Below are 17,304 nucleotides of genomic sequence, written 5' to 3' on the forward strand. Positions count from 1 at the left end.
ACGCAAAAGCCGCCAATTCGGGCGAAGGCTCCGAAGGGTTTTGATCGCTAACTTTGGGGGCTACGTCATGCGGTTGATCTGGACACTTCTCTTCATGCTTGCGGGCAGCGCGGCACTCGCTGCCTCGCCGGAGGACAACTATATCGCCGCGCGTGACAGGGCGATTGCCGACATCGCCGCGCAGGAAAGCGCGAACGCTCCCGTGGAAACGCTCGATGCCCAGAATGTGAAGGCGATGGCCGATCTCGAAAAGCGCCTATCCGCCCTTCTCGGCCCGCTGGCGGTCGAGGGTTTTCCGGCAACCGGCACGATCAATCTCCAAAGCCTGAGCGACTCCGACATCGGATTCGGCATGCTCGACGGGCTGAGATACACCACGAGCGACGACGGCCCGAGCCTTGTCGCGACGACGCGCGGGCTCGCCGAGCGCTGGCTGAAGTCCAGGGCCGACGAGACCGATGAGAATCTCAAGCTGCCCGCCGGCATCGACGCCGCGCTGAAGCTCGACGCCTTCTACACCCAGGCCATCGGCGCCGATGCCGCCTTCGTCAAGACGCTCGACTTTGCGCTGATCAAGCCCGAAGGCGCCGACATGGCGATCGCGCGGCTGGGCGGCTGGACGCAGGATGTCGGGCCGATCTACGACCAGCAGGTCATCGTCACGCTGGTCAAGGGCGATCGGGTCATGATCGCCGAGGCACCCGCGGCGCCCGCCGTTCCGAAGATCGCGGCTTGCGATGGCTTGTGGACAGCGGCCGACGCCGCCGCCCAGAAATTCCAGGAGGCCTACCAGGCTTCGGAACTCAAGGACGAAAAGTCGTACGATGCCGCCAATGCCGCCTGGGAGAAAGGCGACGCCGACTATCGCGCCTGCATGGGCGAGCGCCTGCCGGGCGATGCGGCCTTCCCGGCATTGCTTGCCCAGGCCCAGGCGCTGGCCGACCACATGGCCGGCAAATAACCGCGGCGTCGAAGCTGCCTATCTCCCCCAAGTGGCGAGATCGGCTGTGTCAGCTCCTCCCTACCCTTGATCCGTGGCGCTTCCTGTCCTTGCAGCAATCGGCCCAATGCTGAAACTTCTGGCCGGCCTGGAAGTCTAAATTTAAGCACTTTCTACTAGGTTCGACCGATCGACTATTGTCCAGGAAGGATATTCGGGTCGAATTGGCCAGAACGGATTTCAGCATAGGCCGCATGAGACAGGCCGTTTTTTCGTCCGCCAACGTGCCGGCGGCGATAGCCTTTGTCGTGCTTCTGATCTGCGCCATATTTGCCGACCAGCAGAACAGAAAAGTCTCCGATCAACTGGTGCGCGCCGATGTCCTGGCCAAGGTCAACATCATCCGCGCCAAGATCGAGGGCAACATCAACGGCAACCTTCAGCTCACACAGGGCCTGGTGTCGGCCATCGTCACCGAGCCCTATATGGGCCAGCAGAGATTTGCGTCGCTCGCCGGCAATCTGTTCGAGCAGAAGTCGCAGCTGCGCAACATCGCCGGCGCGCCGGACCTCGTCATCTCGCTGATGTATCCGTTGAAAGGCAACGAAAAGGCGATCGGGCTCGACTACCGCAAGAACGAGGCGCAGCGCGCGGCAGCGCTTCGGGCGCGCGACAGGCACGAACTGGTGTTCGCCGGCCCGGTCGACCTGGCGCAAGGCGGGCGGGGCTTCATAGGCCGCATCCCGGTCTTCGTGCCGACGGCGGGCGGCGGCGACCGCTTCTGGGGCATCGTCTCGGCGGTGGTCGATGTCGACCGGCTCTACGCGGCGAGCGGCCTCACCGATCCCGCCATCGACATCGATGTCGCCCTGACCGGCAAGGATGCGCTGGGGGGCGGCGGCGAACGCTTCTTCGGCGGCGACAATGTCGTCGCCGGCAATCCGGTGACGGCCGAGGTGGAGCTCCCCTCGGGCTCGTGGCGGATTTCGGCCATTCCCAAGGGTGGCTGGCCGGCGGCACCGAAGAATGAACGGACCTTGCAGGCACTCATGGCGCTCGCCGGCGTGTTGGTGGTGTTGCCGATCCTGGTGGCCGGACGGCTGTTCGGCGAGAGGCAGAAAAACTATGCCGAATTGAGGCGCCTGTCCGGACGGCTGGAGCTCGCGCTGGAGGCCTCGGGCATCGGTGTGTGGGAGCACGATCTCGCCACCAACGAACTGGTGTGGGACGAGCGCGTCAACGAGATTTACGGCAAGCCTGCCGACGCCAAGCCGCGCGGTTATGATGACTGGGCAGGGACGATCCACCCCGACGACATCGAGCGTGCGCGGCGGGATTTCGACCAGGCCGCAGCGACCAAGGGCCTCTACTCCTCGCAATACCGCCTCGTCCACCATGACGGCACTATCCGCCACGTCCGTACACGCGCGACGTTCTTCCAGGACAGCGGCGACACGCCGAAGATGATCGGCGCCGAATGGGACGTGACCAGCGACGTGCTGCTCAACGAGAACCTCGTGCGTGAGCGGCAGCTGTCGGAATCGAAGAACGCCGAGCTGGAGGCTGCCAGCGCCCGCATCGAGCATGTGGCGCTTCACGATTCACTGACTGGCCTGCCCAATCGCCGCTACCTCGACGAGATGCTGGCCGAAAGCGGGGAAACCGGCCGCACCGCGCTGCTGCATCTCGACCTCGACCGCTTCAAGCAGATCAACGACACGCTCGGTCACGCCGCGGGCGATGCCATGCTGGTGCACGCCTCCAAGGTCATCAAGGCCAACGCCAGGCCCGCCGATTTCGTGGCGCGCATCGGCGGCGACGAGTTCGTGGTGGTAGGCCATGGCGCTGGCGACGACAGGCTTGCCGAACTCGCCAGCCGCATTATCGAGGAGATGCGCCAGCCGGTAAATTTCCAGGGCCACCAGTGCCGGTTCGGCGTCAGCATCGGCATTGCCGCCAATGACGGCGTCGACGCCAGGCAGTTGCTCGTCAATGCCGATCTCGCGCTGTACCGGGCGAAAAGCCATGGCCGTAATCGCTACGAGTTCTTCAACGCGGAGCTGCAGAGCGAGATCGTTCGGACCAAGCAGATCGCCGATGAAATCCTGGGCGGGCTGGAGCGGAACGAATTCATCGCTTACTACCAGCCGCAGTTCGACGCCAGGACGCTCGAAATCGTCGGCGTCGAAGCGTTGTCGCGCTGGAAGCATCCGCGTCGCGGCATCCTCGCGCCCGCCGCCTATCTCAAGGTCGCCGAAGAACTGAATGTTGTGGCGCTGATCGACCGCACCACTCTCAAGCAGGCGCTGGAGAACTTCGAGCGCTGGTCGCATCTCAACATTCCGCGCGTTTCGGTCAACGTCTCGGCCAGGCGCCTTGAGGACAGAGACCTGATCAAGGGTCTGCGCAAGCTCGCCATCAAGCAAGGGACGGTGTCGTTCGAGCTGGTGGAGTCGATCTTCCTCGACGAGAACGACGACTTCGTTTCGTGGAATATCGAGCAGATCAAGGGACTCGGCATCGACATCGAAATCGACGATTTCGGCACCGGCTACGCCTCGATCGTCAGCCTGCTCAAGCTGCAGCCGCGCCGGCTCAAGATCGACCGCCAGCTGATCACGCCGATCACCGGCTCAACGGCGCAGCGGCGGCTGGTGTCGTCAATCATCGAGATCGGCAAGTCGCTCGGCATCGAAGTGGTGGCCGAAGGCGTCGAGACGATGGATCACGCGCGCATCCTCAAGGAACTGGGTTGCGACATCCTGCAGGGCTACGCCTTCGGCGCCCCGATGGACGCCAAGACCTTCAAGGCCTTCGCCCAGTCGCGCAAATGGCTCCAGGCGGGGTAGCGGAACAGCCCTACCCCGCAGTCCCGGCGCTTCCTGGCCGGTCCGCGCGACATATTCAGTGTAGCCGCCGCCATAGGTGTGGATGCCATCGGGGTGAGCTCCAGCACGCGGTTGGAAAGCGCGGCCAGGAAATGGCGGTCGTGCGAGACAAAGAGCATCGTGCCTTCGTACTGCGAAAGCGCGTTGATCAGCATCTCCTTGGTCGCCATGTCGAGGTGGTTGGTCGGCTCGTCGAGTACCAAAAGGTTGGGGGGATCGAACAGCATCAGCGCCATCACCAGCCGCGCCTTCTCGCCGCCGGACAGCACGCGGCACTTCTTCTCGATCTCGTCGCCGGAAAAGCCGAAGCAGCCGGCAAGCGCGCGCAGCGGCGCCTGGCCAGCCTGCGGGAAATTGTCTTCGAGCGTCTGGAACACGGTGCGCTCGCCCTCCAGCAGCTCCATGGCGTGCTGGGCGAAATAGCCCATCTTGACGCTCGGACCGCGCGCCACCGTGCCCTGGTCGGGCTCGGAGGCGCCGGCCACCAGCTTCAAAAGCGTCGACTTGCCGGCGCCGTTGATGCCCATCACGCACCAGCGCTCGCGCCGGCGCACCTGGAAGTCGAGGCCTGAATAGATGGTGCGGCTGCCGTAGCTCTTGTGGATACCCTTCAGCGTCGCCACGTCCTCGCCGCAGCGCGGTGCCGGCTGGAACTCGAAGGTCACCGTCTGGCGCCGCTTCGGCGGCTCGACGCGGTCGATCTTGTCGAGCTTCTTCACCCGGCTCTGGACCTGCGCGGCATGCGAGGCGCGCGCCTTGAAGCGCTCGATGAAGGCGATCTCCTTGGCCAGCATTGCCTGCTGGCGCTCGAACTGCGCCTGCAACTGCTTGTCGGCCAGCGCCCGCTGCTCCTGGTAGAATTCGTAATTGCCGGAGTAGGAGGTGAGCGAACCGGCGTCGATCTCGACGATCTTGGTGACGATGCGGTTCATGAACTCGCGGTCGTGCGAGGTCATCAGCAGCGCGCCGTCATAGTTTTTCAGGAATTGCTCCAACCAGATCAGGCTTTCGAGATCGAGGTGGTTGCTCGGCTCGTCGAGCAGCATGACATCGGGCCGCATCAACAGGATGCGCGCCAGCGCGACGCGCATCTTCCAGCCGCCGGAAAGTTTGGCGACGTCGCCGTCCATCATCTCCTGGCTGAAACCGAGGCCGTCCAGTACCTCGCGGGCGCGGCCGTCCAGCGCATAGCCGTCGAGCTCCTCGAAGCGGTGCTGCAGTTCGCCGTAGCGCTCGATGATGGCGTCCATCTCGTCGGCGCGGTCGGGATCGCCCATGGCGTGCTCGAGCTCGCGCATCTGGGCGGCGACCGCGCTTACCGGGCCGGCACCCTCCATCACCTCGGCAACGGCGCTCATACCTTCCATGTCGCCGACATCCTGGCTGAAATAGCCGATGGTGACGCCGCGATCGACCTGGACCTGCCCTTCGTCCGGCTGCTCCTGCCCGGTGATCATTCGGAACAAGGTCGTCTTGCCGGCGCCGTTCGGTCCGACGAGGCCGATCTTCTCGCCCTTCTGCAAGGCGGCCGAGGCTTCGATAAAGACGATCTGACGGCCGTTCTGCTTGCCGATGTTTTCAAGACGGATCATGGAGCGGTCCGGTTAAATGCGCTGACGTGGCGGGATTTGCCCGGGCATACGCGAATGCAGGCGGTAGTGGAAGAGGCAGAAGCGCCGCAGCCAGCATCCGTGGTGATTGGCGAAGGCGGCGGCGACAGTTGATCTCCCCCCTTGCGGGGGAGAAAGCATTTTCCTGCATTTGCGAGCGGGCTTGTCCCCGAGCAAGTGCTTGGAAAATGCCAGAGAGGGGATTTCGTAGGGCGCTGTGCGCTACTTTCTCGTAGGCGCAGTGCCCCCTCTCTTGCGGCGCTTTACTTCGCGTCGTGGAAGATGATTCCCACAGTGTGACGCCGCCCCGAGCGCAGACGACTGACGCCATGGCGCAGGTTCACCCGATAATAGCCCCGACTGCCCTCGACCGGCCGGTTGTGAACGGCGAAGATCACCGCGTCGCCGCGCCTCAGCGGCACCACCTCGGCACGGCTCTGCATGCGCGGGCGCTGCTCGGTCAACACGAACTCGCCGCCTTCAAAATCCTCGCCGGGTTCGGACAAGAGGATCGCCACCTGCAGCGGAAAGGCGAGCGTGCCGTAGAGGTCCTGATGCAGGCAGTTGAAGTCGCCGGGACCGTATTGCAAGAGAAGCGGCGTCGGCCTCGTCTGCCCCTCGTCGTGGCAGCGCTTGAGGAAGGCAGCGTGGTCGGCGGGATAGCGCAGCGCTGCGCCCATCTTCTCGTTCCAGTCGTTGGCGACGCCAGCCAGCCGCGGATAGAGCGCCCTGCGCAGGCCTTCGATCGGATCGGGGAGCGGGTAGCGGAAATAGCGGTACTCGCCCTTGCCGAAGCCGTGACGCGCCATCACCACATGGCTGCGGAAATGTTCTTCGTGCGGATAGAGCGCGGCGATTTCGTCGCATTCGTCGGGGGCGAGAAGGTTTTTCATGACGGCGCAGCCATGGGCGTTGAGTTCGGAGACCAGGGCAGGCCAGTCTTGCGCCTCGACACGCGTTTCGGCGGAGCGGCTGGCGCGTTTGGCGCTGATGGAATGGATGGTCATGGCGGCCTCCTGTCGCTTGCCTACCGTGAAAATGGGGCGGGCGGAGGCTGGGAGCCACCCGTTTCATGCGGAGATTGGGCGCGGCCCTGACCTTCTCCCCTTGTAGGAGAAGGGAAGATCGCGCTTTCACCGCTTGCGATACCCCTCCAGCTCCGGATCGAGGTCGACCCGCACCGCATTGGTGAACACGCAGGTCGCCACCATGATGCCGGCAAAGGCGGCGAGGTTGACCAGCAGCGTGTCATCATAGCGCGCCTTGAGCGCTGCCCAGAGCTCATCCGGAATCGCATTGGCATCGGCGGCGACCGCCTTGCCGAAGGCGATCAGCAGCGTCTCGTCGGCGGTGGGCTCGATTGCCTCTGGATCGAGACCGCCATCCATCAGCGCGCGGCGGAAGAAGGTGACGGGAACCTCGGCGCGCATTGTCTCCGAGATCGCCATCGAAAGCAGCCAGATGGCACGGTCGTCCAGCGTAGGCTTGAGCAGATCGCGCAGCGTGAACCATTCGGCATAGATGCGGTGAGCGGCCGGCGAATTGAGCAGGATGCGCTTCATGTTGGTCATGCGCCCGCGCAAGCTGAGCTCCCTGTCGTGCTCGGCGCGGATTTCTTGCGACGCCGTCGCGTAGTCGATAGGCGGGATCATGGCCATGGGAAACGGTCCCCTCACCCCAGCGACGTGTGCAGTTCGGGGGAGGCGCGCAGCGTGTTGGAGACGGTGCAGATCGCCTCGGCATCCTCGATGATGCGCTGCTTGGTCGCCGTGTCGAGATCGCCGGAAATATCGAGCCTGATGCTGAAGCGGACGATGCGGGACGGCTCGTCCGCCGCCTTCTCGCCGCCGACCTCGGCGCGCACCTCGCCAAGCTGCGCGGCGACCCCAAGGCGCGTGGCAGCGATGCGGGCGCTGAGCACCATGCAGGCGGCGAGCGAGGCGTGCAACAGATCGAGCGGATTGAAGCCCGGCGCGCTCGCGCCGGTCACGATATCGACCGCGCCGCCGGTCGGCGTGGTGACAACCGGCAGGCCGCCGGGTTGCAGGACGGCCAGCGCGCCGGTCGCTCGGGTTCTGATCTTCAGCTCGCTCATCGTATTTCCTCTGGCGTGCCAGGGTTGGTGGACAGCTCAAAGATGCTGCCAGATTGCCTTCAGCGGCGAGCCGATTGCCTGCTCGATCCTGCGCAGCTGGTCGACCGCCAATGAGGTCTCTCCGGGATTGACGACCGTAAGCGCGCAGCTGCCGAATGCGGCAGGCCATACGTAGCGCAACTCGTTGAGTGAGGTCGGCCTTTCGCAGCAAGGCGTTACGACAGCAAGGTCTTTAAAGCCAGATGCAGCCGCCCGGTCCATCGCCTCGCCCCACCAAGCCTCGAGGTCACTGCCGCATAGCGGGCAATTGATGCTTTCCGTGTTCGCTCCGGCGTCGAAGAATGTGACCCCCTCCTCGGATTCAACGCCGATATGTTCGGCGCGTGGAAACAATCCACGCGCGATCGTCACCGCCTCGCTGGCTGCCGCTTCGCCGGGGCGCCAGTGCGGATCATACGAAACCAATCGCAGGTAACTGTCGGACATCCCCCTTCCTGGAGCAGGAAGGGTGTTCAAAGCAAGGTGTTTCGGCCGGATTCCAGCCTCTCTATTTCAGCGCCCGCAGCACATGCTTCTGGATCTTGCCCGATGCGGTGCGCGGCAAAGTCTCCACGGCCAAAAATTCCTTCGGCACCTTGTAGCGGGCGATGCGCGCGGCGCAGTGGCCGGCGAGCGCCGCCGGGTCGAGAGAACAACAGGCGCGCAACACGACGAAGGCGCGGCCGACCTCGCCCCAGCGTTCGTCGGCGATGCCGATCACAGCCGCCTCGTCGATGTCGGGATGGGCAAGCAGCGCCATCTCGACCTCGGCCGGGAAGACGTTCTCGCCGCCGGAGATGAACATGTCCTTGCGGCGGTCGACCAAGGTGACGAAGCCGTCCTCGTCGCGCCGCGCCATGTCGCCGGTGCGGAACCAGCCGTCCTCGCTGAAGGCGCGTGCGGTCTCCTGCGGCCGGTTCCAGTAGCCCGGCGTGACGTTGGGGCCGGCGAGCCAGATCTCGCCCGTCTCTCCCGGCGCGACATCGGTGCCGGCGCCATCGACGATGCGCAGTGAAACGGTCGGCGCCGGCAGGCCGGCCGAGCCCGCCTTGCCGGCGATGCGCTCGGCCTCCAGCGGCATGCCGAGCACCGTGCCGGCCTCGGTCATGCCGAAGCCGTCGACCATCGGCACGCCCTGCTCCAGCCACCACAGAACATCCGCGGCAGGGTTCGGCGCGCCGCCGGTGAAGAGCGCCAAGAGCGATGTCCATAGTCGCGGCGCGAACCCGGGATGCTCGCGCAGCATCCTCGCCATCTGCGGCACGCAGAAATAATGGGTGACGCCGAGCGCCGGATCGGCAAGGCGTCGGTTGGTGTCGCCGGGATCGAAGCCGGCGGAAATCAGCACCGTGCCGCCCTTGAGCAAAACGGGGCGAAGATTGGTGATCAGGCCGATGACATGGAACATCGGCGCGTCGCAAAGGAAGACGCTGTCATGGCCAACGCGGCCGATGACGCCGAAATTGACGGCGGTGGCGAAGGCATTGGCTTCGGTGACGTTGACGCCCTTCGGTTGGCCCGACGTGCCGGAGGTGTAGAGGATGATCGACGGCCGGTCGGCTTGCGGCAACGGACGGCGCGGCGCCGGCGCTTGCTCTTCCACCGCTGCCGCGAAGCGCGAGACGGCGAGCGGGGCGCAGCCGGGCGGCGGCGCAAGGTCGGGCGGGGTGTCATGGACCAGAAGCACGGGATCGCAATCGGCAAGGATGGCCTGCCGCTCGGGCGCGGCAAGCCGCCAGTTGACCGGCACGAAGATGGCGCCGAGGCGCATCGCCGCCTGCTGCAGGATGACGAGGTCGGCGCTGTTGCGGGCCAGCGTGGCGATCCGCTGCCCTTGCTTTATGCCACTGTTTTCGAGCACTGCGACGGCGCGCTGGATGGCATCGTCGAACGCGGCATAGGTCCAGCGCCGGCCGGACGCGAGGTCGACGCAAGCGAGGCGGTCCGGCTGCGCGCGGGCATGCAAGGCGACGGGGTCCGGTGTCGTCCAGGCCGGCATTGCGATCTCCTCCCGTGTCACGCGCCGTATCGGTTGCGGCCGGCATCGATCGCCGGTCCGAGACAGGTCACATCGACCGGATCATCTCGCCTTGTCGTAGGCGCCGAGGCCAGGCTTGTAGCTCTTTTCGTCGATGAACTGGCGGATGCCTTCCTTGCGGCCTTCACTGTCGAAGGAATTGGCCGCCTCCTGCGCCCGCACCAGATAGTCCTCGGCATTGTCGTAGGTCATCTCGGCGACGCGGCGGATGGCGTCCTTGGTGGCCTTGAGCGCCACCGGGTTCTTCTTCAGAAGAATCCCGGCCACTTCGGCGACGCGCGCCTTCAGGTCGCTGAGCGGCACGCTTTCATTGACCAGCTTCCAGGCCGCCGCCTTCCTGCCGTCGATCAGTTCGCCGGTCAGCGCGTGATACATGGCATCACGCATCGACAGCAGATCGACCACCACCTTGGTGGCGCCGCCGCCAGGCAGGATGCCCCAGTTGATCTCGGAGAGCGCGAACTGCGCCTCGTCGGCGGCGAAGGCGAGATCGCAGGCAAACAGCGGGCCATAGCCGCCGCCGAAGCACCAGCCATTGACCATGGCGATGGTCGGCACGCGGTACCAGCGCAGCCGCCGCCACCAGCCGTAAGCCTCGGCTTGCGCCTTGCGCACGGCGCCCAGGCCCTTCGCCTCGGTCTCGCGGAAATATTCCTTGAGGTCCATGCCGGCCGACCAGGCGGCGCCCTCGCCCGAGAGCACGAGAACGCTGACGTCGTCGCGGAATTCAAGCTCGTCGAGCACTTGCATCATGCGCCGGTTGAGCGCCGGGCTCATCGAATTGCGCTTGGCCGGCCGGTTGAAGCGGACCCAGGCGATGCCGTCCTCCACATCGAAGGCGACGGTGTCTTCGGTTTCTCCTGCCATGGGTCAATTCCTCCGAGATCGCTATGTTGCATAGCTTTTATCTTTGCTATGTCGCATAGTATTTTTACCTTGACAAGGGGCCGGATCGCGGCAATCGATCGAACATGGACGAAACCAGCAACGATCTCGCCGAGGACGCGCTCGACGCGCAGATCGGCTACAATCTGCGGCGCGCCTCGGCGCTGGCGCTCAACGATTTCGCTATCGAGATGGCGGAGGCGGAGTTGCGCCCCGTCACCTACGCCATGCTGGCGCTGATCGACGAACGGCCGGGCATCCGCGCCGCCGGGCTCTGCCGGCTGCTCGCCATGAAGAGCGCCAACATGGCGCCGCTGCTGGCCGAACTCGAGGAGCGCGGCCTGATCGAGCGCGACGACCATGCCAAGGATCGGCGCGTGCAGGAGCTTCGGCTGACCGAGGCGGCCAAGGCCGCGATGCCCGCCTGGCGGCGTCAGGTGCGCCTTCACGAGGACCGCTTCCTGCATCGGCTGACCAGCAAGGAGCGGGCAACGCTGCTGCGTCTGCTGCGCCTGATCTGGGTGGATGAGGCGGAGTGAGCGCCGGCGCGCCCTCAACTCCAAGCAAAACAATCCGATAGCGGCGCGTCCTGCGGGATTGATTCATCTGCGGGACATCGGGCCTTGGGCGATTAGCGTTTCCTCTCCCCGCGCATTTGCTGAGGGAGAGGAAGGACGCTATTTCGTCAGATCAAGGGCGGCCGAGAGATCGCCCATCGGCGGCTGCTCGTTATTGCGCAGCGCCTTGTCGCGGGCGACGATGCCGGGCAGCACCGGCAGGTCGTAGCGCGCGGTAATGAAGCGCAGGATCGAGGTCGTGTCGTACTGCGTGTGGTCGACGGTCCCCAGCTTCGCATAGGGCGAGATGATGAAGGCGGGAATGCGGTTGCCCGGGCCCCAGCGGTCGGCCCTGGGCGGCGCGACATGGTCCCAGAAGCCGCCATTCTCGTCATAGGTGACGACGACCAGCATATGCGGCCATTGCGGGCTCTTCTCCAGATGCGACACGATGTCGGCCAGATGCTTGTCGCCGCTGGTGACGTCGGCATAACCGCCATGCTCGTTGAGATTGCCCTGCGGCTTGTAGAAGCTCACTGAAGGCAGCTTGCCGTCGTCGATCGCCTTGATGAACTCGACGCCGTCGAGGCCGCCATCCTTCAGGTGCTCGGCGCGCGCGGCGGTGCCCGGCGCGTAGGCCGCGAAATAGTTGAACGGCTGGTGGTGGAACTGGAAGTTCGGCACTGGCGTGGCGTTCTTGCCGTCGAGCGCCGCCTGCCAGGCGCCGGAGTACCAGGCCCAGGAGACGCCCTTCAGCGACAGCAGGTCGCCGATGGTGATCTCGTGCTGCGGCGGCAGCGTGGTCGGCTGCGCCGGATCGGCCAAGGCCTTGTCACCGCCCTCGGCCGGCTTGTTGGCGCTCGGCTGGTAAGGCGGCTGCATGGTGTTGACGGCGTAGAAATCCGGCGTGATGGCGCCGTCATTGACGAATTTCGGCGCACCGCCCAAAGCCGAGGCTGGCGAATTGTCGGCCATCTTGAGCGTCACGCCGTCGGGCTCGACGACGGCGATCTGGCCTTTGACCGGGCTGGTGTCGGCATGCGGATAGACCGGCGCGCAGGCGCAGGCGAGCATGATGTGGTTGAGGAAGGAGCCGCCGAAGGCGCCCTGGAAAAAATTGTCGGCGAGCACGTATTTCCTTCCCACCGCCCACATTGGCAACGTCGAGCCATCATAGTGGCCCATGACGAGCGAGCCGGAATCGGCCCAGGCGACGAACTTGTCGTTCCGGCCGGCGTCGATCTGCATCTGCTCCTGGTAGAAGCGGTGCCAGAGGTCGCGGGTGATGACGCCGGTGTTTTCATTAAAACCCTTGGGATCGTCGATGGCGAAGCTGGCATTGGCGAGATGCGCGGTCTGAGCCTCCGTCACCGCAGGGGTTACGCCCTTGCCGGTCAGGCCGCCCCAGGCCGGCGGCAGCTCGGCAAGCGGCTTGCCGTCGCGGTCGAGTTGGCGGGCCTGGTCGGCCGAGACATTGGCCAGGCCATTGGCGCCGGGGAAGCCGCCATAGAGATTATCGAAGCTGCGGTTCTCGGCGTAGATGACGACGACGGTGTCGATCTTGTCGAAGCCGGGAGGAGCCGCATGGGCAGCGGCGGTGAGCGATGCCAGGGCGGTGGAGGCCAGGCAAAGCGAGAACAGGGACCTAGTCATGGGGATGCCTCGTGGCTGGGGATGGCTGGAGGACGGCAATCTATGAACAAGCAGGCGCGGAAGCAGCTACTGCGATGCCTCTGTCACTTTTGTGACATTTTCCGCCCTGCGCGAACACGGTTGCGTGAGCGTCGCGACCGGTCATCAATCCGTTGCACTGGGCACCTAGTTCCGGAGGCAAACCGGACCACGCCCTATGCCGACAAGACGATGGAAAAGCCTGACGATCGCTATCGCCACGGCGTCGATGTTCGGCTTCGCCGGACCCGCGAACACGGCAGGCAGCACCCATCCCGGCCCGCTGTCGCGCGCGGAGGCTTTCGCACGGGCAGAGGCGATGACGGCGCTGGGGCGCAAGATGTTCTTCGATCCGTCGCTGTCGGCCTCGCGCAAGCAGGCCTGCTCCTCCTGCCACGATCCCGACCACGCCTTTGGGCCAGCCTCGGCGACACCGGTCGAGATGGGCGGGCCTAATGTCGACCGGCCGGGCCTGCGCGCGGTGCCATCGCTGCGCTACCTGCAGGCGGCACCCCCTTCACCGAGCACTTCTACGATTCCGAGGATGAGGGCGACGAGAGCGTCGACAACGGCCCGACCGGCGGGCTGACCTGGGACGGCCGCGCCGATCGCGGCCAGCAGCAGGCCAGGATCCCCCTGCTCTCGCCTTTCGAGATGGCCAACAAGGATGAGAGCGGGGTGGTCGCCGCCCTGAGCAAGGCCGCCTATGCGCACGATTTCAAGGCGGCATTCGGCGACGATGTGTTCGAACGGCCGGACGACGCCTTCGACGCCGCGGTCGAGGCGCTCGGCGCGTTCGAACAGAGCAGCGCCGATTTCTACCCCTATTCCAGCCGCTACGACGCTTTCCTTGCCGGCAGGGCGACGCTCTCGGCGCAGGAATTACGCGGCCGCGTTCTGTTCGAGGACGAAGCCAAGGGCAATTGCGCCAGCTGTCATCTGAGCCGACCCAGCAACAATGGCGAGCCGCCGCAGTTCACCGATTACGGTCTGATCGCCGTTGGCGTGCCCCGCAATGCGGCGATCCCGGCCAATGCCGATCCCGCCTATATCGATCTCGGCCTGTGCGGCCCGCTGCGCACCGACTTCAAGGGACGCGCCGAATATTGCGGGCTATTCAAGACGCCGACGCTGCGCAACGTGGCGCTGAGGAAAAGCTTCTTCCACAATGGCTATTTCCACACGCTGCGCGACGCGGTCGCCTTCTACGGCAGCCGCGACAGCGATCCCGGCCGCTGGTATCCGAAGAATGCCGACGGCACGGTCGACAAATATGACGACCTGCCAAAGCCTTACTGGCCGAACCTCAACAAGGACCCGCCCTTCGGCGGGAAGCCGGGCGACAGGCCGGCGCTGACCGATGCCGAGATCGACGACATCGTCGCATTCCTCGGCACGCTGACGGATGCCGACCAGCGAGGCGCTCCGGCGCATTGAGATTCCGGCTGTGGACGATGGCGATGCGTGCCGTCTCGGCGCTGATTGACGTTGCGCGCCGGCTTCTGCAATCTCCTTCTGCTGCATGGCTCCGAGGCACAGCGATGAGGCGCAGTCTTGCATTCGGTGTGATTGCCGGTATCGGCCTGCTCTGCGGCGCCGCATTCCTGATTGCAGGTCCGTCGGCAGTCTCGCCGGACAAGATCCAGTCGTCGGTTATCCGCGCTCCCGAATTGATCGACCGTGCCTGGAAGTTGCCCGTGGCCGCTGCTTTCAATGCCGACGTCGAATGGCAATCGAACGCATCAAGGTGCGGTCCGGCAAGCGTGGCAAACATGTTCCGCTCGATCGGCGAAGAAGAGACGACGGAAGCTGAAGTGCTTGCGGGAACGGGAAAGTGCTGGACCGGTTTCTGCATCATCGGGCTGACCCTGGACGAGGTTGCCGAAGTCGCTCGAAGCAAGACCAAGCGGAAAGTATCCGTGCTTCGGAACCTGACTGCCGAGGAGTTCCTCGCGCATATGAAGCGCGCCAACGATCCCGGCCGCCGCTACATCATCAACTTTACGAGGGAGAGGATTTTCGGCGCCGGCGCCGGCCACTTTTCCCCGATCGGAGGATATATGGAGGCCGAGGACATGGTTTTCGTCCTTGACGTCAACCAGCGCTACAAGCCCTGGCTGATCGAGCGCGAACGCCTGTTCTCGGCCATGGACACGATCGATTCCGATGGCGACAGGAAGCGCGGTTTGCTGCTGATCGAGTGACGACGGATGCGATGCCCGGGCGCCTGTCCAGGCATGGCTAAATGCCCGATCTTGATGCCGAAACGACCAAGGCTGGGCTTTCATATGCAATATTGCTAATATGTGTACTCGCTCACATGACTACAGCACGCCGGCTGCTACGGTGGCTGCTCGTCGCATGATGGGGTCTCAAATGCGGTTCGTTGCAGTGCGGGAGCCGCCTGATACTTGGGCGGTGTTTGACACGTGGATAGACGAGCCTGCGGACTACGCTGGCTGCGTGCTTGCTGGTTTGACGTTGCGTGAAGCCCAGTGGTTCGCCGCCGTCGCCAATGTTGAAACCTCCGCGCGGGTGCGCAATCCCTTGGGCGTCGGCACCTTGGTTGAGCCGGCGCCGGTCATCGGGGTCTTCTGAGGCAGCCCCTCACCTCGCCGGCGCGTAGCGGCTCACCACCATGCCGCTGGCATAGGCTTTCGAACCAATGAGCTTCAGCATGGAGAAGCCGCCCTGGCCGAAGATGCGGCGGCCGGCACCCAGCACAGCCGGATTGATGAAGAGCTGGAATTCGTCGACCAGCCCGGCGGCGATCAGCGCCGAGGCGAAACCGGCGCCGCCGAAGACAGCGATGTCGCCGCCCTCGCCCGCCTTCAACGCATTGACCTCGCGCGGCAGGTCGCCGCTTGCGATGCTCGTGCGCTCCCATCGCGCGGCCTTCAGCCTGTCGCTCAGCACCACCTTCTGCGCTGCAACAATGCGCTGGGCAAAGGCATAGAAGCGGTCCTTCGGGAATCTCGTCGCGGCGTTGCCCCAGTGGGTGAGATAGCCCTCCTCCGCCATCTTGCGGCTAAGCAAGATGGTGTCGATGGTTTCGAACACAGCGTTGAAGTCCTGCTTCAGCGCATCGTCCCAAGCGCTGTCGTCGCCCCACTCCCAGAGCTGCCAGCGATGGTCGTCCTCGGCGCCGACGAAGCCGTCGACCGACATCTGCATTTGCAGGATGAGTTTCTTCATTTCCGGTCCTCCTCGTGCTTCCAATCAATTTACTTTTGGAACCATTTGACGTGCGAAGGTAATGGTGTTAATAGTAAAGTGATTTAAAAATGGAACCGTAACTATGTCGACCAGGGAACGGTCCGGCTGCCCGATCAGCCTGTCGCTTGAGCTGTTTGGCGATCGCTGGACGCTGCTCATCATCCGCGACCTGGCATTCGCCGGGAAAAAGCATTTTCGCGAATTCCTGCAGTCGGACGAAGGCATCTCGTCGCGAACGCTCGCAGAGCGGCTGCAGACGCTGCAGGAGGAAGGCATCCTCACCCGCAGCGACGACCCGACCCACAGGCTGAAGGCGATCTACCGGCTGACCGAAGCCGGCGTCGACCTTCTGCCGGTACTGGCGACGCTCGGCGCCTGGGGCAGCAAATATCGCAAGGCCGACGATGATCTTGCGCGGATTGCCACTGAGTTGGCCGGCGGCGGCGAGCCGGCTCTGGCGCGGATAAAGGAGAGGCTGCGGCAGGAAAATCTGGGTTAGGCGGCGCGGCGCAAATCGCCCACACTCCTCGCCTGGATCGCGGCGTCGAAACGATGCCTGTCAGCAGACGTTCCGGTTCCAGTCTATGCGCCTCTGCGTTAGACTCAGCTCGAACAGGATCGCCGCCATGATCGTCCAGGCCTGCATCAACGGCGCCCGCCCCGCCGATTTTCACGCCGCCCTGCCGCTTGACCCGGACGCCATGGCGCGCGACGGCGCGGTTTCGGTTGCCGCGGGTGCCGCCGAGCTCCATGTCCATGCGCGTGGCGCCGACCGGCAGGAGAGCTTGGCGCCGGAAGCGATGGACCGCACGGTGGCAGCGCTGCGCCGCGCTTGTCCGGGAACGCTGATCGGCGTCTCCACCGGCGCCTGGATCGAGGAGGACGACCTCCGCACCCTCGTCGCCATCGCCGGCTGGCGCGAGCTGCCGGACTATGCCTCGGTCAATCTCAGCGAGACGGCCGCGCCGGTCGTGATGGAAAGCCTGCGCCAGCGCGGCATCGGCATCGAGGCGGGCCTGGCTTCCATCGCCGACGCCGAGAGGCTGGTGACGCTCGACCATGGCGGGCGCGTGCTGCGCGTCCTGATCGAGATTTCCGAACAGACGCTCGACGAGGCTTTCCAAGTCGCCGACGGCATCGAAACGGTGCTGGCGCGCGCCGGAATCCGCCGCTCGATCCTGCTGCACGGCGAGAACGCGACAGTGTGGCCGTTCGTCGAGCGGGCGGCGGCTCGAAACCTGTCGACCCGGGTCGGGCTGGAGGACGGCAAGCACCTGCCGGACGGCAGCGTCGCCGCCGGCAATGCGGCGCTGGTGGCGGCTGCGGTGACGATTTATCGGGCAGGCCGATTGCGGCGCTAAGAAC

General features: G+C 64.9%; 15 protein-coding genes and 2 pseudogenes. 8 read left to right on the forward strand and 9 right to left on the reverse strand.

Annotated features, from left to right (window positions below; genetic code table 11):
• Nucleotides 1–67 precede the first annotated feature (67 nt).
• Complete coding sequence (locus EJ073_RS09205; RefSeq protein WP_126055438.1) at nt 68–961, forward strand: hypothetical protein; 894 nt, start codon at nt 68–70, stop codon at nt 959–961.
• Nucleotides 962–1,194: 233 nt separating this feature from the next.
• Nucleotides 1,195–3,789 (forward strand): EAL domain-containing protein, encoded by a 2,595-nt coding sequence (locus EJ073_RS09210; RefSeq protein WP_126055439.1) that lies wholly within the window; start codon nt 1,195–1,197, stop codon nt 3,787–3,789.
• 15 nt (nt 3,790–3,804) lie between these two features.
• On the opposite strand, the pseudogene EJ073_RS09215 reads toward EJ073_RS09210, so the two are convergent.
• From EJ073_RS09215 to EJ073_RS09245, 7 genes and pseudogenes are all read right to left on the reverse strand, one after another.
• Nucleotides 3,805–5,420 (reverse strand): annotated as a pseudogene (locus EJ073_RS09215) (ABC-F family ATP-binding cassette domain-containing protein); the annotation flags it as partial.
• 281 nt (nt 5,421–5,701) lie between these two features.
• Nucleotides 5,702–6,445, reverse strand: coding sequence for a 2OG-Fe(II) oxygenase (locus EJ073_RS09220; protein ID WP_126055440.1), 744 nt, complete (start codon nt 6,443–6,445; stop codon nt 5,702–5,704).
• Between the two features lie 126 nt (nt 6,446–6,571).
• Nucleotides 6,572–7,096, reverse strand: coding sequence for a hypothetical protein (locus EJ073_RS09225; RefSeq protein WP_126055441.1), 525 nt, complete (start codon nt 7,094–7,096; stop codon nt 6,572–6,574).
• 14 nt (nt 7,097–7,110) lie between these two features.
• A complete protein-coding gene (locus tag EJ073_RS09230) occupies nt 7,111–7,533 on the reverse strand; it encodes an OsmC family protein (protein WP_126055442.1) in 423 nt (140 codons plus the stop codon).
• Nucleotides 7,534–7,569: 36 nt separating this feature from the next.
• The gene (locus EJ073_RS09235; protein WP_126055443.1) at nt 7,570–8,019 is read right to left on the reverse strand and encodes a hypothetical protein; all 450 of its coding nucleotides are present in this window, start codon (nt 8,017–8,019) and stop codon (nt 7,570–7,572) included.
• Nucleotides 8,020–8,080: 61 nt separating this feature from the next.
• A complete protein-coding gene (locus EJ073_RS09240) occupies nt 8,081–9,571 on the reverse strand; it encodes an AMP-binding protein (protein WP_126055444.1) in 1,491 nt (496 codons plus the stop codon).
• An 81-nt stretch (nt 9,572–9,652) separates the two neighbouring features.
• Nucleotides 9,653–10,477 (reverse strand): p-hydroxycinnamoyl CoA hydratase/lyase, encoded by an 825-nt coding sequence (locus tag EJ073_RS09245; protein ID WP_126055445.1) that lies wholly within the window; start codon nt 10,475–10,477, stop codon nt 9,653–9,655.
• Between the two features lie 104 nt (nt 10,478–10,581).
• Here EJ073_RS09245 and EJ073_RS09250 point away from each other — a divergent pair, with 104 nt between their 5' ends.
• Nucleotides 10,582–11,034 carry a MarR family transcriptional regulator gene (locus tag EJ073_RS09250; RefSeq protein ID WP_126055446.1) on the forward strand — a complete coding sequence of 151 codons (453 nt, stop codon included), beginning with the start codon at nt 10,582–10,584 and terminating at the stop codon, nt 11,032–11,034.
• A gap of 138 nt (nt 11,035–11,172) precedes the next feature.
• Here EJ073_RS09250 and EJ073_RS09255 read toward each other — a convergent pair whose 3' ends face one another.
• Nucleotides 11,173–12,705 (reverse strand): acid phosphatase, encoded by a 1,533-nt coding sequence (locus EJ073_RS09255; RefSeq protein WP_126055447.1) that lies wholly within the window; start codon nt 12,703–12,705, stop codon nt 11,173–11,175.
• A 247-nt stretch (nt 12,706–12,952) separates the two neighbouring features.
• Here EJ073_RS09255 and EJ073_RS09260 point away from each other — a divergent pair.
• The 3 genes and pseudogenes from EJ073_RS09260 (at nt 12,953) to EJ073_RS09270 (ending at nt 15,321) form a co-directional block, all read left to right on the forward strand.
• Nucleotides 12,953–14,160 (forward strand): annotated as a pseudogene (locus EJ073_RS09260) (cytochrome-c peroxidase).
• 104 nt (nt 14,161–14,264) lie between these two features.
• The gene (locus tag EJ073_RS09265) at nt 14,265–14,927 is read left to right on the forward strand and encodes a phytochelatin synthase family protein (RefSeq protein ID WP_126055448.1); all 663 of its coding nucleotides are present in this window, start codon (nt 14,265–14,267) and stop codon (nt 14,925–14,927) included.
• Nucleotides 14,928–15,099: 172 nt separating this feature from the next.
• Complete coding sequence (locus EJ073_RS09270) at nt 15,100–15,321, forward strand: hypothetical protein (RefSeq protein WP_126055449.1); 222 nt, start codon at nt 15,100–15,102, stop codon at nt 15,319–15,321.
• Nucleotides 15,322–15,330: 9 nt separating this feature from the next.
• On the opposite strand, the gene EJ073_RS09275 is transcribed toward EJ073_RS09270, so the two are convergent.
• Nucleotides 15,331–15,918, reverse strand: a complete 588-nt coding sequence (locus EJ073_RS09275) for a dihydrofolate reductase family protein (protein WP_126055450.1) — start codon at nt 15,916–15,918, stop codon at nt 15,331–15,333.
• Nucleotides 15,919–16,021: 103 nt separating this feature from the next.
• On the opposite strand from EJ073_RS09275, the gene EJ073_RS09280 reads away from it, so the two are divergent.
• The gene (locus tag EJ073_RS09280) at nt 16,022–16,438 is read left to right on the forward strand and encodes a helix-turn-helix domain-containing protein (protein WP_126055451.1); all 417 of its coding nucleotides are present in this window, start codon (nt 16,022–16,024) and stop codon (nt 16,436–16,438) included.
• Between the two features lie 127 nt (nt 16,439–16,565).
• Nucleotides 16,566–17,300 carry a 3-keto-5-aminohexanoate cleavage protein gene (locus EJ073_RS09285; RefSeq protein ID WP_126055452.1) on the forward strand — a complete coding sequence of 245 codons (735 nt, stop codon included), beginning with the start codon at nt 16,566–16,568 and terminating at the stop codon, nt 17,298–17,300.
• Nucleotides 17,301–17,304: the final 4 nt, after the last annotated feature.

Source organism: Mesorhizobium sp. M4B.F.Ca.ET.058.02.1.1, from assembly GCF_003952505.1.
GTDB lineage: Bacteria > Pseudomonadota > Alphaproteobacteria > Rhizobiales > Rhizobiaceae > Mesorhizobium.

What these genes read in the sequence shown, in the direction of transcription:
- EJ073_RS09250 (WP_126055446.1), top strand. Translation starts at nt 10,582, where the DNA reads ATGGACGAAACCAGCAACGATCTCGCCGAGGACGCGCTCGACGCGCAG.
- EJ073_RS09210 (WP_126055439.1), top strand. Translation starts at nt 1,195, where the DNA reads ATGAGACAGGCCGTTTTTTCGTCCGCCAACGTGCCGGCGGCGATAGCC.
- EJ073_RS09240 (WP_126055444.1), bottom strand. Translation starts at nt 9,571, where the DNA reads ATGCCGGCCTGGACGACACCGGACCCCGTCGCCTTGCATGCCCGCGCG.
- EJ073_RS09220 (WP_126055440.1), bottom strand. Translation starts at nt 6,445, where the DNA reads ATGACCATCCATTCCATCAGCGCCAAACGCGCCAGCCGCTCCGCCGAA.
- EJ073_RS09245 (WP_126055445.1), bottom strand. Translation starts at nt 10,477, where the DNA reads ATGGCAGGAGAAACCGAAGACACCGTCGCCTTCGATGTGGAGGACGGC.
- EJ073_RS09230 (WP_126055442.1), bottom strand. Translation starts at nt 7,533, where the DNA reads ATGAGCGAGCTGAAGATCAGAACCCGAGCGACCGGCGCGCTGGCCGTC.
- EJ073_RS09270 (WP_126055449.1), top strand. Translation starts at nt 15,100, where the DNA reads ATGCGGTTCGTTGCAGTGCGGGAGCCGCCTGATACTTGGGCGGTGTTT.
- EJ073_RS09225 (WP_126055441.1), bottom strand. Translation starts at nt 7,096, where the DNA reads ATGGCCATGATCCCGCCTATCGACTACGCGACGGCGTCGCAAGAAATC.
- EJ073_RS09235 (WP_126055443.1), bottom strand. Translation starts at nt 8,019, where the DNA reads ATGTCCGACAGTTACCTGCGATTGGTTTCGTATGATCCGCACTGGCGC.
- EJ073_RS09255 (WP_126055447.1), bottom strand. Translation starts at nt 12,705, where the DNA reads ATGACTAGGTCCCTGTTCTCGCTTTGCCTGGCCTCCACCGCCCTGGCA.
- EJ073_RS09205 (WP_126055438.1), top strand. Translation starts at nt 68, where the DNA reads ATGCGGTTGATCTGGACACTTCTCTTCATGCTTGCGGGCAGCGCGGCA.
- EJ073_RS09280 (WP_126055451.1), top strand. Translation starts at nt 16,022, where the DNA reads ATGTCGACCAGGGAACGGTCCGGCTGCCCGATCAGCCTGTCGCTTGAG.
- EJ073_RS09265 (WP_126055448.1), top strand. Translation starts at nt 14,265, where the DNA reads ATGAGGCGCAGTCTTGCATTCGGTGTGATTGCCGGTATCGGCCTGCTC.
- EJ073_RS09275 (WP_126055450.1), bottom strand. Translation starts at nt 15,918, where the DNA reads ATGAAGAAACTCATCCTGCAAATGCAGATGTCGGTCGACGGCTTCGTC.
- EJ073_RS09285 (WP_126055452.1), top strand. Translation starts at nt 16,566, where the DNA reads ATGATCGTCCAGGCCTGCATCAACGGCGCCCGCCCCGCCGATTTTCAC.